The sequence below is a fragment of the Glutamicibacter soli genome (assembly GCF_003309065.1).
Classification (GTDB): Bacteria; Actinomycetota; Actinomycetes; order Actinomycetales; family Micrococcaceae; genus Glutamicibacter; species Glutamicibacter soli.
This window is the reverse complement of sequence record NZ_POAF01000002.1, coordinates 593,748-607,052: the sequence shown is the minus strand read 5'-3', so window position 1 is coordinate 607,052 and position 13,305 is coordinate 593,748. Positions and strand designations below refer to the sequence as shown.

At 67.2% G+C, this 13,305-nt stretch carries 13 protein-coding genes; 10 read left to right on the top strand and 3 right to left on the bottom strand.

The features are described from left to right. Positions 1–25: 25 nt before the first annotated feature. Positions 26–1,207: a glycoside hydrolase family 26 protein gene (locus C1H84_RS06315; protein WP_113606876.1), complete on the top strand. Its 1,182-nt coding sequence runs from the start codon at positions 26–28 to the stop codon at positions 1,205–1,207. Between the two features lie 141 nt (positions 1,208–1,348). Then, the gene (locus C1H84_RS06310) at positions 1,349–2,512 is read left to right on the top strand and encodes a CaiB/BaiF CoA transferase family protein (protein WP_053797396.1); all 1,164 of its coding nucleotides are present in this window, start codon (positions 1,349–1,351) and stop codon (positions 2,510–2,512) included. Positions 2,513–2,521: 9 nt separating this feature from the next. Here C1H84_RS06310 and C1H84_RS06305 read toward each other — a convergent pair whose 3' ends face one another. After that, the gene (locus C1H84_RS06305) at positions 2,522–4,066 is read right to left on the bottom strand and encodes a helix-turn-helix domain-containing protein (protein WP_113606875.1); all 1,545 of its coding nucleotides are present in this window, start codon (positions 4,064–4,066) and stop codon (positions 2,522–2,524) included. A 171-nt stretch (positions 4,067–4,237) separates the two neighbouring features. On the opposite strand from C1H84_RS06305, the gene C1H84_RS06300 reads away from it, so the two are divergent. The 3 genes from C1H84_RS06300 to C1H84_RS06290 are packed head-to-tail and all read left to right on the top strand — an operon-like array spanning position 4,238 to position 7,815. Continuing rightward, positions 4,238–5,416 (top strand): acyl-CoA dehydrogenase family protein, encoded by a 1,179-nt coding sequence (locus C1H84_RS06300; protein WP_047118309.1) that lies wholly within the window; start codon positions 4,238–4,240, stop codon positions 5,414–5,416. Between the two features lie 34 nt (positions 5,417–5,450). Then, on the top strand, positions 5,451–6,917 hold the full coding sequence (locus C1H84_RS06295) for an aldehyde dehydrogenase family protein (protein WP_053797398.1): 1,467 nt from the start codon (positions 5,451–5,453) through the stop codon (positions 6,915–6,917). Positions 6,918–6,954: 37 nt separating this feature from the next. Beyond that, positions 6,955–7,815 carry a 3-hydroxyacyl-CoA dehydrogenase family protein gene (locus C1H84_RS06290; RefSeq protein ID WP_113606874.1) on the top strand — a complete coding sequence of 287 codons (861 nt, stop codon included), beginning with the start codon at positions 6,955–6,957 and terminating at the stop codon, positions 7,813–7,815. 80 nt (positions 7,816–7,895) lie between these two features. Here C1H84_RS06290 and C1H84_RS06285 read toward each other — a convergent pair whose 3' ends face one another. Next, entirely contained in the window at positions 7,896–8,330 is a 435-nt protein-coding gene (locus tag C1H84_RS06285; protein ID WP_047118312.1) for a pyridoxamine 5'-phosphate oxidase family protein, read from the bottom strand. Between the two features lie 95 nt (positions 8,331–8,425). On the opposite strand from C1H84_RS06285, the gene C1H84_RS06280 reads away from it, so the two are divergent. The 3 genes from C1H84_RS06280 to C1H84_RS06270 all read left to right on the top strand — a co-directional run bounded on the left by C1H84_RS06280 (position 8,426) and on the right by C1H84_RS06270 (position 10,911). Then, positions 8,426–9,508: an App1 family protein phosphatidate phosphatase gene (locus tag C1H84_RS06280; protein ID WP_047118313.1), complete on the top strand. Its 1,083-nt coding sequence runs from the start codon at positions 8,426–8,428 to the stop codon at positions 9,506–9,508. Further along, positions 9,508–9,975, top strand: coding sequence for an acyl-CoA thioesterase (locus tag C1H84_RS06275; protein WP_047118314.1), 468 nt, complete (start codon positions 9,508–9,510; stop codon positions 9,973–9,975). The genes C1H84_RS06280 and C1H84_RS06275 overlap by 1 nt, the downstream gene beginning before the upstream one ends. 63 nt (positions 9,976–10,038) lie before the next feature. Next, complete coding sequence (locus tag C1H84_RS06270; protein ID WP_342352846.1) at positions 10,039–10,911, top strand: siderophore-interacting protein; 873 nt, start codon at positions 10,039–10,041, stop codon at positions 10,909–10,911. 326 nt (positions 10,912–11,237) lie between these two features. Here the strand turns inward: C1H84_RS06270 and C1H84_RS06265 are convergent, their stop codons facing one another. Beyond that, positions 11,238–11,834, bottom strand: coding sequence for a DNA-3-methyladenine glycosylase I (locus C1H84_RS06265; protein ID WP_047118315.1), 597 nt, complete (start codon positions 11,832–11,834; stop codon positions 11,238–11,240). A gap of 80 nt (positions 11,835–11,914) precedes the next feature. Between C1H84_RS06265 and C1H84_RS06260 the strand changes: the two genes are divergently transcribed. Beyond that, the gene (locus tag C1H84_RS06260) at positions 11,915–12,286 is read left to right on the top strand and encodes an ArsR/SmtB family transcription factor (RefSeq protein WP_047118316.1); all 372 of its coding nucleotides are present in this window, start codon (positions 11,915–11,917) and stop codon (positions 12,284–12,286) included. 4 nt (positions 12,287–12,290) lie between these two features. After that, positions 12,291–13,217 (top strand): cation diffusion facilitator family transporter, encoded by a 927-nt coding sequence (locus C1H84_RS06255; protein WP_053797400.1) that lies wholly within the window; start codon positions 12,291–12,293, stop codon positions 13,215–13,217. Positions 13,218–13,305 lie beyond the last annotated feature (88 nt).

Sequence of the window (13,305 nt, the reverse complement as noted above, 5' to 3'; positions counted from 1 at the left end):
GGGGCCGCCCAGGAAAGGAACTGCCGTGCCGCACCCACGTTTTCCAGCATTCCGCCGGATCAGCGCCGCCGCGCTTGCCGCGGCGCTGTGCCTCGCCGCCGTTCCGGCGGCGCAGGCCACCGAAGCGCCGCAGGGGTGCAGCGGGACCGCCGATCCGGACACCTGCCAGACGGTCATCGGGTGGGCCGCCGCGCAGCTCGGCGACGTGCCCGGGGACGAAGCCGAGCTCGGGGCCGCGAACGGGATGCTCTCCACCTATGTGGACTTCACCAACCAACCCGGATTCCCCGCGGACTACGCGGCCGAAGCCGCGCGGCGCAACGCGGCCCTGCTGATCGCCTGGGAACCCAACGACTGGGAGAACCGCAGCGTGGACCAGCCGGAATACCGCCCGGCGGCCATCGCTGCTGGAAGCCACGACGACTATCTGGTCTCTTGGCTGAAGCAGGCCCAGAAGTACGCGGCGAACCAGCCGATCCTGGTGCGCTTCGCCCCGGAAATGAACGACGCCATCCGTCCCTGGTCCGTCGGGGTGAACGGCGGGAACACCGCCGCCGACTACGTGCGGATGTTCCGGCACGTGTACCAGCTCAAGGAACGCTGGGCGCCGGATGCCGCTTTGGTCTGGAACCCGCTGGTGGCCGGATCCGCCCCGGATGGGACACCCGTCGACTTCGCCTCGGCCTACCCGGGCGCCGACTCCGTGGACATGCTGGCGCTGGACGGCTTCAACTGGGCCGACGCCAACGACCCCGCTGTCAACTGCAACTGGCAGTCCTACGACGACGTCTTCGGCGCGCCGGTGGCGCAGCTCAAGCAGCTGGCCGGCGGCAAGCCGTGGGGCATCGCGGAGGTCGCCTCGGCCTCGCGCGGCGAATCCTTCTTCACCGCGGGAGGTGAATGCGCCGAGGCCTGGGGCTCCTGGGTATTCCAGTGGCCGCAGAGCCCGCCGTTCTACGCCGAGGCCGATGACTGGATCACCCAGGCTGGCTGGATGAAAACGATGATGCTCCAGGCGCACGCGGACGGCGCGCTGTTCGTCAACCTGTTCAACATGGACAAGGAAACCGACTGGCGGCTTGAATCCACGCCGGCCGGAACCGAGGTGCTGGGCCGGATCGACGCCACCGGCTCCTTCAGCTTCGGCAATGAGCGCAGCTCGCAGCTGATCCGCGACGCGCTGCACCCCGAACCGGCAGCCCCGTAGCCGCCGCCGGCCGTCTGTGCGACGGCAAACAATCCGAGCTTTTGTGCATTCTTCACAAGAACTTGGGCAGAACAACCCAAGCCCGTGACGGCGCGCACACCTAGGGTAGAGAAGGACGAAATCAACGAGTAGGGGAGCATCATGAGCGGACTTCGACCATTGGAAGGAATTGTCGTCGCTGACTTTTCCCGGGTTCTCGCCGGACCCCTGAGTACCATGACGCTCGCCGACCTGGGTGCGCGCGTCATCAAGGTCGAACGCCCGGAAACCGGGGATGACACCCGCAGCTGGGGCCCGCCATTCTCCGCGACCGGCGCCACCTACTTCGAATCGGTCAACCGCAACAAGCAGTCCATCGCGCTGGACCTGCGCAACGAGCAGGACCGCGAGGTCGCCCGAGACCTGGTTTCCAAGGCCGACGTGCTGGTGGAAAACTTCATCACCGGCGGCATGGACAAGATGGGCCTGGGCTACGAGGAGCTCTCCGAGCTGAACCCGTCGCTGATCTACGCATCGATCACCGGCTTCGGGTCGGCGGGCGGATCCAAGATCCCCGGCTACGACTTCATCGTGCAGGCCCTGGGCGGGCTGATGTCCATCACCGGCGAAGCTGATGCGGATCCGATGAAGGCCGGCGTGGCGCTGGTGGACGTGCTCACCGCCAAGGACGCCACCATCGCGATCCTCGCGGCGCTGCAGAACCGGCAGAAGACCGGCCGCGGCGCGCACATCGAGGTCAATCTGCTCTCCAGCCTGCAGGGCGCGCTGGCCAACCAGGGCCAGGCCTACCTCGGCGCGGGGAAGATCGCCGGGCGCATGGGCAATGCGCACCCCTCCATCGTTCCCTACCAGCTGCTGGACTGCCAAGACGGCTCGGTGGCCGTGGCCTGCGGCAACGACGGCCAGTTCGTCAAGCTGTGCGCCGAGCTCGGGGTTCCCGAGCTGAGCGGCGACCCGAGGTTCTCCACCAACACCCAGCGCGTCGCGCACCGCGAGGAGCTCATCCCGCTGCTGGAACAGGCCCTGCGCGCCGACACCGGCGCCAATTGGCAAAGCCGCCTGACCGAGGTCGGCGTGCCGGCCGGCAAGGTCGCGAACATCGCCGAAGGCCTGGACTACGCCGCCTCGCTGGGCCTGGAGCCCACCATTGAAGTGCTGGACGCGCAGGGCGTCGCGGTCGGCGAACAGGTGCGCCACCCGGCCATCTGGACCCCGGCGCTGGACACCCCGCGCCAGGCCCCGCCCAAGCTCGGCGAGCACAATGACGTGGTGCGCGGATGGCTGGGGGCCGCCGCCACCGTCTAGGGCCGGTTCCTAGAATCCGTGCGTTTCAGCGTGCCGCAGCGCAAGCCACAGGTGCGCTGAAACGTCCGGGTCATCCACATCCACGCCGATCAGCGAATTCACCAGCTGCATCCGGTAGCGCAGCGTGTTGCGGTGCAGCCCCAGTTCCCGGGCCGCCTCTTCCCAGGTGCCGCGATGGCGCAGGTAGCTGGTCACCGTGGCCACCAGGTCCGCCCTGGCATACTCGTGCAGCGCCTTGACCCAGTTGGACGCCTTGGATTCGTCGCTGGAACCCAGATGCGTCAGCATGCCCTTCGGCGCCCGCGCAATCGCCGCGCGCAGCGCCTGGAAGATGGAGGGGATCTGCGCTCCGTGGATTTGGGCGGAGAGCACGGCGGCCGTTTCAGGGATCTGGTTTTGGTTCTCGGGGGAGAAGCCAAGCACCTGGAACTCGGTGCCCTCCAGATCATCGAAGGGGCGCTCGCCCAGCGGGGCCACCAGCGACGCGTCAAGCAGGGCAATCAAGGACGACTCGTGTTCGAACACGAAGGGCGTGGCCTTCAACGCCGGCCCCAGGTCGTAGGGTTCCGGGCCCAGCAGCCCGCGGGCCGACTCGGCGGCGAATGACACCGGGATGCTTCCCTGCGCGCGCAACGCCAGCAACCGCAGCGTCGAGGGGACATCGGGCAGTCCCGAATCCTCGGCCAGCATCCTGGCCGCTTCCAGCTGTCCGCGCACCGCGAGCTTGGCCACCGCGCTGCCCAGCACCGCCGTGGACTCGGCCTGCTGCTCGCGCTGGCGCGAGCGCATGGCCAGCAGCACGCAAACCGTCGTGATGACCTGCCGGTCCGCCGGGGTCAGCCGCCGTCCCGGACCGAGCGAGAGCACCCCGTACACCTGCGCGTTGACCAGCACCGGATACAGCACCACCGGCTGGTTCAGGATCTCGAAGGTCGCGGTGCTGGGCGCCTCCAGCTTGTCGATGCGGTGCGTTTCCCGCCGCACCTTGGGCATGAACTGCTCGGCGGACGGGGGCCAGACGGTTTCTCCCTCGCCGAAGCGCGGCACGTAGGCCGCCCAGCCGCCCAGCGACTGCGCCAGCCCGCGCACCACCGCGGGCACTGCGTCGGGGCGCATGGCGGCTCGCGCCATGGCGGTCTGGGTGCCCAGCGAATCCATCAGGTCGGCATTGCTGCTGCGCATGGCCAGATTCCAGTAGGCGCGCGAAACGTTCTGGAACGGCACCTGGTCCGGGACCACCACCACTTCCAGTTTCGCTTCCGCGCAGGCCGCGGCCAGCGCCGGCGGGATGGCGGTGAGCGAGGGCCCCAGCCCGATGCCCAGGACCTTGACCGACTTCTCCTGAAGCCGCCGCACGTAGACGGCCGGGTCGACCTGGCCGCGGGCGAAAATCATCCCGGTGGTCAGCAGCAGCTCGCCGCCCGAAAGATACGGGGTCGGGTCCTCCAGCTCGGAGACGTGGACGCCGGCAATCGGGGTGGTGCTGTAGCGGCCCGATGGACCGGGCTCCAGATCCGACGCGAGGGCGGTGCCGAGCTGAAGAAGCGTGATCATAGAAAAAGTATCCGACAATTCGGACTCTCTTGTACAGAATGTCTAAGGCGCGAATCACAATTGTTGCGTAATTTCAGAGGTAAGCAATTCGACGGTGTGTGACGCAGTCCCGGCCAACGGGACGGCAAGACGCCGAACCTCACGTTTCAACACCTCTTCAAGGAGACCACCATGGCACTGGCAGAACGCGTTTTGGACCCGGCAGACCTGATCAACTTCGACGCGCTGCTGACCAGCGAAGAGCTCGCCCTGCGCGACTCGGTGCGCGGCTTCGTCAACGAGAGCATCAAGCCGAACATCGCCCGCTGGTACGAGGACGCAGTCTTCCCGCTGGAGATCGTGCCGGAAATGGCAAAGCTCGGCCTGCTGGGCATGCACCTGGACGGCTACGGCTGCGCCGGACGCTCGGCCGTGGAGTACGGCCTGGCCGGAGCGGAGCTGGAAGCCGGCGACTCGGGCCTGCGCACATTCGTCTCGGTGCAGGGTTCGCTGGCCATGAGCGCCATCTACAAGCACGGCTCCGAGGAGCAGAAGCGGGAGTGGCTGCCGCAGATGGCCGCCGGCGAGGCCATCGGCTGCTTCGGCCTGACCGAGCCGACCGCGGGCTCGGACCCGTCCAGCATGAAGACCTTCGCCCGCCGCGACGGCGACGACTGGGTGCTGAACGGCTCCAAGCGCTGGATCGGCCTGGCCAACGTCGCCAAGGTCGCAGTGATCTGGGCGCAGACCGACGAGGGCATCCGCGGCTTCGTGGTGCCGACCAGCACCCCGGGCTACAAGGCCACCCCGATCGAGCCGAAGCTGTCCATGCGCGCCTCGATCCAGTGCGAAATCGAGCTGGTCGACGTGCGCCTGCCGGGCTCGGCAGTGCTGCCCGAGGTCAAGGGCCTGAAGGGTCCGTTCTCCTGCCTGAATGAAGCGCGCTACGGCATCATCTGGGGCTCCATGGGCGCCGCCCGCGACGCCTTCGAGGTCGCCCTGAAGTACTCGCAGGAGCGCCTGCAGTTCGACAAGCCGCTGGCCGGCTACCAGCTGACCCAGCAGAAGCTGGTGGACATGGCACTGGAAATCAACAAGGGCTTCCTGCTGGCGCTGCACATCGGCCGCCAGAAGGACGCCGGCACCCTGGACCTGCACCAGATCTCCGTGGGCAAGCTGAACAACTGCCGCGAAGCCATCGAGATCTGCCGCGAGGCCCGCACCATCCTGGGCGGCAACGGCATCACCCTCGACTACTCGCCGCTGCGCCACGCCAACAACCTGGAATCCGTGCGCACCTACGAGGGCACCGACGAGGTCCACACCCTGATCTTGGGCAACAAGCTGACCGGCGTTCCGGCCTTCCGCTAAACCGGCCGAACCGCACGAGAGAAGGCATATTTCGATGACCCTATCGACCTCCGCAAACCTGCTCGCCCAGCTCGACCAGTACATCAACGGTGTCTGGGTGCAAGGCGAAGGCGGCATGATCACCACGCAGAGCGCCTCGGACTCCGCCGTGGTCCTGGCCTCCGGCAACGCCGCCAGCACGGACCAGATCGACCAGGCATTCCAAGCCGCCGAAGCGGCCCGGAAGTCCTGGGCGGCCACCCCGATGGCCGCCCGCGGGGCGATCCTGGTCAAGGCGGCCGCCTACCTGCAGGAGAACTCCGCCAGCTTCGGCGAGCAGCTTTCCGCCGAGGAAGGCAAGACCAAGGCCGAAGGCGTGGGCGAGGTGCTGCGCGCCGCGCAGATCCTGACCTACTACGCCGCGGAGGCCGAGCGCGCCGCCGGCACCGTGTACCAGTCCCCGCGCGCCGGGGAGCAGATCATGGTCACCCACAAGCCGCTGGGCGTGGTCGGCGTAATCACCCCGTTCAACTTCCCGATCGCCATCCCGGCCTGGAAGATTGCCCCGGCGCTGGTCTTCGGCAACACCGTGGTGTTCAAGCCTGCCAGCTTGGTGCCGCTGCTGGCGGTGCGCCTGGTGGAGGCCCTGGCCCACGCCGGCCTGCCGGCCGGCGTGCTGAACCTGGTCATCGGACCGGGCTCGCTGGGCGATGCGATCATGGAGCACGAGCACCTTGACGCGCTGAGCTTCACCGGTTCCACCGGGGTGGGCCGTCGGCTGTGCGCCGCCGGCGCCGCCCGCGGCATCCCGGTGCAGGCTGAAATGGGCGGGAAGAACGCCTCCGTGGTGCTGGCTGACGCGGACCTGGACCTGGCCAGCGAGCAGGTGCTGTTCGGCGCCTTCCGCTCCACCGGTCAGAAGTGCACCGCCACCAGCCGGCTGATCCTGGACGAGTCGATTGCCGAGGAGTTCCTGGCCAAGCTCACCGGCCGCCTGGATTCCTGGGTGACCGGCGATCCGCTGGATCCTTCCGTGCACATGGGCCCGCTGGTGGACGCCAAGGCCGCGGTCTCGGTGCGCGCCGGGGTGGACAAGGCGATCGCCGAAGGCGCCACCGTGGCCTACTCCGGCAAGGCTCCGAACGGCGGTAGCTTCATGGCGCCGACCATCCTGGAACTGCCGGCCGGGCCGGCCGGACGCGCGAACACCGCCTGGCGCGAGGAATTCTTCGCTCCGGTGCTTTCCGTAGTGCGCGTGAACGGGACCGAGGAGGCCTTCGAGGCCGCGGAGGACTCTCAGTTCGGGCTGAGCCTGGCGCTGTTCACCCGCGACCTGTCTGTGGCGCTGGCCGCGCAACAGACTCTCGATGTGGGGATTTTGCATGTAAATTCGGAATCAGCGGGTGCCGACCCGCACGTTCCGTTCGGCGGAGCCAAGGCCTCAGGCTATGGTCCCAAGGAGCAGGGCGCCGCCGCGCGCGAGTTCTACACGCACACCACCACGGTGTACCTGCGCGGCTAGTGACGTAACAGTACCCGAGCAGAAAACAGAGGAATCAATGACGATCGAACGCATTCTGGTAATTGGCGCAGGAACCATGGGACGGCAAATTGCCATGAGTTGCGCGCTGGGAGGCTACACGACCATCCTGCAGGACATTTCCGAGCAGGCCCTGGCCGCAGCCCGCACCGAGCTGGAGGGCTGGGCCGCCTCCCGCGTGGCCAAGGGCAAGCTGAGCCAGGATGAGTCCGATCGGGCGCTGGGGCTGCTGACCCAGTCCACCGACCTGGCCAGCTCCGCCGCGCAGGCGGATCTGGTCATCGAGGCCGCGGTGGAACGCCTGGACATCAAGGAGCAGATCTTCGCGCAGCTCGGCCAGGCCGCTCCGGCCCACGCCATCCTGGCGACCAACTCCTCGACCCTGCCTTCCTCGCGCATCGCCGCGGCCAGCGGACGCCCCGAACTGGTGTGCAACATGCACTTCTTCAACCCGGCCCTGGTCATGAAGTGCGTGGAGGTCGTGCGCAACGAGCAGACCAGCGACGCCACCGTCGAGGCGGTCACCGCGGTCGCCAAGCGCCTGGCCAAGCAGCCGGTGCTGGTGAACAAGGAGATCCCGGGCTTCATCGCCAACCGCATGATGGGCGCCATCAACCGCGAAGCGCTGGACCTGGCCGCGGCCGGGGTGGCCAGCATCGAGGACATCGACACCACTGCCCGCACCGCGCTGGGCCACCCGATGGGCCCGTTCGAGCTGATGGACCTGGTGGGCCTGGACGTGGTGGACTTCATCGCGCAGGCAACGTTCGAGGAGACCGGGCTGGAGGCGGACAAGCCCCACGCCCTGATCGTCGAGAAGGTCCAGGCCGGCAAGCTGGGCCGCAAGAGCGGCGAGGGCTTCTACCCGTACAAGGGCTGAGCCCCCGCCCGTTTCGGGCATACGCAGGACCCGCAGCGCCAACCGGTGCTGCGGGTCCTGCGCTTAATGGCTGCTGGCGCCTACTGCCCGACCTCGGGCTGCTCGCCGAGCTGGAAGTGGCGCCCGGAGATGGAGCGGACGTGGATGCGGATCCAGAAGTCCTTCTGCGTCGGAACCCAAGGGCTCACGCCGCTTTCGCGGGCTTCCTGGATGTCGGCCTCGTGCTCGAGCACCTCGGCGGAGCCGTGCACCACGACGGACCACGCTTCGTCGGCGAGGATCCCGTCGGCTTCGAAGGCCACCTTGTCGTTGATGGTCATGGATGCCAGCTTGTTGCCCGGTGCGGTGCGCAGGAAGAGCTTGCCCTTGTGGACCCCGTAGTTGACCGGGACGATATCGACATCACCTGCGACGGAGGTGGCAACGCGACCGTGCGAGGTATGGGCCAGAAGTTCCCAGGACTGCTCCTCGTTCAGGACGAGGACCGGATGGTTGTTGTCGTGATCGTATTTCATACTCTGATCTTTCTACGTAAAGTAGAAAACCGCAAGGTCTGCGACACATTGTGATTGGTCAAGCCTGCCGACGGCAGGCATGAAAGACTTGGAGCATGAGTCACGCTGCAAGCGACGGAGTTGCGCGCCATGTCGCCTCCCGGTTCGAGGACGGCTACCACCGCTGGAGGGTCCGCAACGCGGAACGCAAGGGCTTGGGTCCGGTCATCCTGCCCTACCTCGGCTACGGCTACGCCAGCAGCGCCGGCGGCTGGATCCGCGTGCTCGCGCGGGTGGTGCTCGCCAAGCCCGGCGCCTTCGAGGACGGCCACCACCAGGCGCAGGTCATCGCCGACGGCATCCGCGGTTTCCGGAATTTCACGTCCCCGATCCTGCCGGGCGGCAAGGTCTCCATCGAGGTGGCGGGCCAGCGCTTCGAGGTGCAGGCCGACCGCGGCGGGGTCATCGACGCGAAGCTGGCGGTGGACCTGGACCCCGGGTGGCACGAGGTCTCGCTGCGCGCCCACGACGGCGACGACGCCAGCGCGAAAATCCTGGTCATCGACGAGAGCCAGCGCTTCGGCGTGATCAGCGACGTGGACGACACCGTGGTGGTCACCGCGCTGCCGCGCCCGCTGCTGGCCGCCTGGAACTCGTTTGTGCTCTCCGAGCATGCGCGCGTGGCAACCCCGGGCATGGCGGTGATGATGCAGCACATCCTCAAGGAGCACCCGCACAGCCCCACCATCTACCTGTCCACCGGTGCGTGGAACGTCGCGCAGACGCTGCAGCGCTTCATGTCGCGCAACCTCTACCCGCGCGGACCGCTGCTGCTGACCGACTGGGGGCCGACCGACCGGGCCTGGTTCCGCAGCGGCCAGCAGCACAAGGTCGACCAGCTGCGCCGGCTGGCCGAGGAATTCCCGAACATCTCCTGGGTGCTGATCGGCGATGACGGGCAGCACGACCCGGCGATCTACGCCGAGTTCGCCCGCCGCTACCCGGAGCACGTGCGCGCCATCGTGATCCGCCAGCTGACCCCTTCCGAGGCGGTGCTGGCCGGCGGCCGCTCGCAGGAGCTGTGGCGCACCACGCCGGGGATCCCCTGGGTCTATGAGCCCGACGGGGCGCGGATCCTCCAGGGGCTGGCCCGGCTCGGGCTGGTCGATTTCGATACCGATTTCCAGGAGGAAGACTAATGAGCGGTGCACCGCTGCGGGTCCAGGTGCCCATGCGCTGGGGCGACATGGACGCCTACGGCCACGTGAACAACGTGAACTTGATCAGGCTGATGGAGGAGGCGCGCATCGCCGGGTTCGGCGTGCCGGGCGGCACCGGGGCGCCGGGCATGGACCCGAAGGCGGATATCTTCTCCGCGGTGCCTGCCGGGGTGCAGATCCTCGTGGTCGAGCACCGCGTGCGCTATTCGCGGCCGCTGGAATACCGCAACGTCCCGGTGAACGTGGATCTGTGGGTGGCCAACATCAAGCCGGCCAGCTTCGAGATCTGCTACGAATTCCGCGACCCCATCGAGGACTACCTCTGCGTCAAGGCCGCCACCACCCTGGCCTATTTCGACCCGGCGGTGGGCCGCGTCCAGCGCCTGAGCGAGGCCGAGCGCCAGGGGCTCGCGGCGTTCGAAGGGGCGCCGACCTTCGCAAAGTAGGGCGCACGGCTTGGGTGAATTAGGATTGAGTTATCTAGTCTTATTCAGATAGGAAGTGCTACCGTGGCCAATCCCCAAGCCGAACGCCCGCAGGGTGGCGGGCGCGCTGCCCGTCCGCAGACCGTACTGCAGGTCATGAAGCGCGAGCAGATTGCTCCGCACCTGGTGCGCCTGACCCTCGGCGGCCCGGGCTTCGAGACCTTCGTCGACAAGCCGGTCACCGACCGCTACATCAAGATCCTGTTCGCCAAGCCGGAGCTCGGTCTAACTCCTCCCTACGACATGGATGAGCTGCGCGAGAAGCTGGACATGCAGGACCTGCCGGTGCGGCGCACCTACACCGTGCGCAGCAGCGACGCGGAAGCCGGAACCATCCAGGTGGATTTTGTGGTCCATGGCGACGAAGGATTGGCCGGCCCCTGGGCCCGGGACGCCCAGATCGGCGACACCGTCTGCTTCTCCGGCCCCGGCGGCCTGTACTACCCGAAGGAGGAATTCGACTTCCACTTCCTGGTCGGCGACGAGACGGCCATCCCGGCCATTGCCGCGGCGCTGGAATCCATGTCCGAGCACATGCGAGGCGTCGCGATCATCGAGGTTTCCGCCGCCGAGGACGAGATGGACCTCAAGGCCCCGGCCGGCGTGGAGATCCGCTGGGTTCACCGCAACGGAGCCTTCACCCCCGAGAACACCAAGCTGGAGTCCGTGGTGCGCGACTACCCGTGGCCCGAGGGCACGGTGCAGGTCTTCTCCCATGGCGAGCGCGAAGTGACCAAGAAGCTGCGTGGCTACTTCTACAACGAGCGCGGCGTGGACCGCCGTGACATGTCGCTTTCCGCCTACTGGGCCTTCGGTCGCGCGGAAGACGACTTCCAGGCGGAGAAGCGCAGCCCGGTCGGCCAGATCTTCGAAGAAGCTCCGCTCCAGAGAAGTTAGAGTCACCTAAGTTAATTTTTATTAAATTAGCATGCAGGGGTTGACGTTATTGCCCACTGCCGGGTTATGCTTATTCCAGAGCTTCTCCCGTGTGTGGTCGGGAGAAGCTGCAAACTTGACCGATGCGAATCGGCTTGTTCACCGCGAGCCAGGAAATGCTCATCCTGCTCTGGTGGTCGGCCTAGCCGGCTTGAAATAAGGGGAATAGGGAAGCGGTTGACCTGCTCAGTCAGCCGAGTCGCAGAAAGATGAGACCTGCCGGGATCGCACACCCCGGCAGGTCTCATTTTTTGTGCCGTCGCGGCCGACACCGCGCGGCGGGAAGCCTACCGGGGCCAGATTCCGGAGGTGCCGCGGCGATGGGACCCGAGCAGGTGGGTGTCGACCATGCCCACGGCTTCCATGAGGGCGAACATGGTGGTCGGCCCCACGAACTTGAAGCCGCGCTTCTTCAATTCCTTGGCCAGCGCCTTGGACTCCTCGCTTTGCGTAGGGATCTCCGACATGGCGCGCGGTCTGGGGGTTTGCTCCGGCTGGTGCGACCAGATGAGCTGCGCCAGCCCACCCTCGTCGCGCAGGGCCAGGGTGGCCTGCGCATTGGCGATCGTGGCGCGGATCTTCAACCGGTTGCGCACGATGCGCGGATCCTCGATGAGCCGCTCGAAATCCGTTTCGGAAAACAGGGCGACCTTTTCCGGGTCGAATTGCGCGAAGGCGTCGCGGAACGCCTCGCGCTTGGACAGGATGATCGCCCAGGACAAGCCCGACTGGAAGCACTCCAGGCTCAGCCGCTCAAAGAGACCGGTCTCGTCGGTGATCGGCATGCCCCATTCGGTGTCGTAGTACCGGCGCAGCATCTCGTTGCTCGAAGCCCACAGCGGCCGGGCCAGCCCGTCATCGCCAATGATCAGGTCGTTGCTCATTCCTCCATCTTGCCATTGGCAGATGGCGCCAGGATTGAGCGACCCTGTTGAGCGGCGGCCTGAAATGCTATCATCGTCATATGGCGATAATAGAGTCACAGATCGATGCAATGGAAGAGGCCCAGCAGCGCCTGCAGCTCGCGGCGCTGTTCCATGCGCTGGCCGACCCCACGCGGCTATTGATCCTTGAGCACCTGAAAACCGGTGAGCACAAGGTCAAGGACCTCACCGAGCATCTGGGCCTGGCGCAGAGCACCGTCAGCGCGCACCTTTCCTGCCTGAAGGACAGCGGCCTGGTCAGCGTCCGCAGCCAGGGCCGCGCGAGCCTGTACTCCCTGAGCCACGCCCAGGACCTGGCCGCCGTGCAGAGCCAGGCGCTGCGCCTGGGGCGCCCGGCCAACCGCAACCACCAGTGGCATGAGGGCCACCCCTCTCCGGAAGGCGGGGTGTAGCTCCATGGGCCACGACCACTCCCACGCGCATTCCCACGACCATTCCGCCACCAACCGGACCCGGCTGGCCTGGGCGCTGGGCATCACCGCCAGCATCCTGGTCGCGGAGGTCATCGGCGCGATCATGACCAACTCGCTGGCCCTGCTGGTGGACGCGGCGCATATGCTCACCGACACCGCCGGGCTGCTGATGGCGCTGACCGCTGCCAACCTGATCATGCGCAAGCCCACCATGAAACGCACCTGGGGCTTCCGCCGGGCCGAGGTGCTTTCCGCGACCCTGCAGTCGGCGCTGCTGCTGGCCGTGGGCATCTACGCCGCGGTGGACGCGGTCCAGCGGCTCTTCGACCCGCCGGAGGTCCAGCCCGCCGGGCTGCTGGTCTTCGGCATCATCGGTTTGCTCGGCAACATCGCCTCCATGCTGATCATCGCCGGGGGACGGGGCCACAACCTGAACATGCGCGCGGCCTTCTTGGAAGTCGTCAATGACGCGCTGGGTTCGGTCGCCGTGATCGTCGCGGCCGTGGTGATCGCGCTGACCGGCTGGATGCGCGCCGACTCCGTGGCCGCGCTGCTGATCAGCGCGCTGATCGTGCCCCGCGCCGCCACCTTGCTGAAGGAAACCACGCACATCCTGCTCGAATCCACCCCGCGCGGCCTGGACTTGGGCGCGGTGCGCACCCACCTGGAAGGCCAGCCGGGCGTGCTCGCCGTGCACGACCTGCACGCCAGCCAGATCGCCTCCAACCTGCCGGTGCTCACCGCGCACGTGGTGGTCAAGAACGAGATGTTCGACGCGGACGCTGCCGGGGGCCTGCTGCGCAACCTGCAGCAGTGCGTGGCAGCGCACTTTGAGGTCAGCATCGAGCACTCGACCTTCCAGATCGAACCGGAATCGCACAGCGTCACCGAGCGCCATACAGGGTGCTGACCGGGCGGCGCGCACCCGCGGAACCAGCGTCCAGGATGCCGGCTCATACCCAGGTATGAGCCGGCGGCATCCAAGACCGGCCTGTCGG

Coding starts and splice junctions, on each gene's coding strand:
- C1H84_RS06280 (WP_047118313.1), top strand. CDS start 8,426: ATGAGTCACGCTGCAAGCGACGGAGTTGCGCGCCATGTCGCCTCCCGG.
- C1H84_RS06260 (WP_047118316.1), top strand. CDS start 11,915: ATGGCGATAATAGAGTCACAGATCGATGCAATGGAAGAGGCCCAGCAG.
- C1H84_RS06300 (WP_047118309.1), top strand. CDS start 4,238: ATGGCACTGGCAGAACGCGTTTTGGACCCGGCAGACCTGATCAACTTC.
- C1H84_RS06285 (WP_047118312.1), bottom strand. CDS start 8,330: ATGAAATACGATCACGACAACAACCATCCGGTCCTCGTCCTGAACGAG.
- C1H84_RS06310 (WP_053797396.1), top strand. CDS start 1,349: ATGAGCGGACTTCGACCATTGGAAGGAATTGTCGTCGCTGACTTTTCC.
- C1H84_RS06255 (WP_053797400.1), top strand. CDS start 12,291: ATGGGCCACGACCACTCCCACGCGCATTCCCACGACCATTCCGCCACC.
- C1H84_RS06305 (WP_113606875.1), bottom strand. CDS start 4,066: ATGATCACGCTTCTTCAGCTCGGCACCGCCCTCGCGTCGGATCTGGAG.
- C1H84_RS06265 (WP_047118315.1), bottom strand. CDS start 11,834: ATGAGCAACGACCTGATCATTGGCGATGACGGGCTGGCCCGGCCGCTG.
- C1H84_RS06275 (WP_047118314.1), top strand. CDS start 9,508: ATGAGCGGTGCACCGCTGCGGGTCCAGGTGCCCATGCGCTGGGGCGAC.
- C1H84_RS06295 (WP_053797398.1), top strand. CDS start 5,451: ATGACCCTATCGACCTCCGCAAACCTGCTCGCCCAGCTCGACCAGTAC.
- C1H84_RS06290 (WP_113606874.1), top strand. CDS start 6,955: ATGACGATCGAACGCATTCTGGTAATTGGCGCAGGAACCATGGGACGG.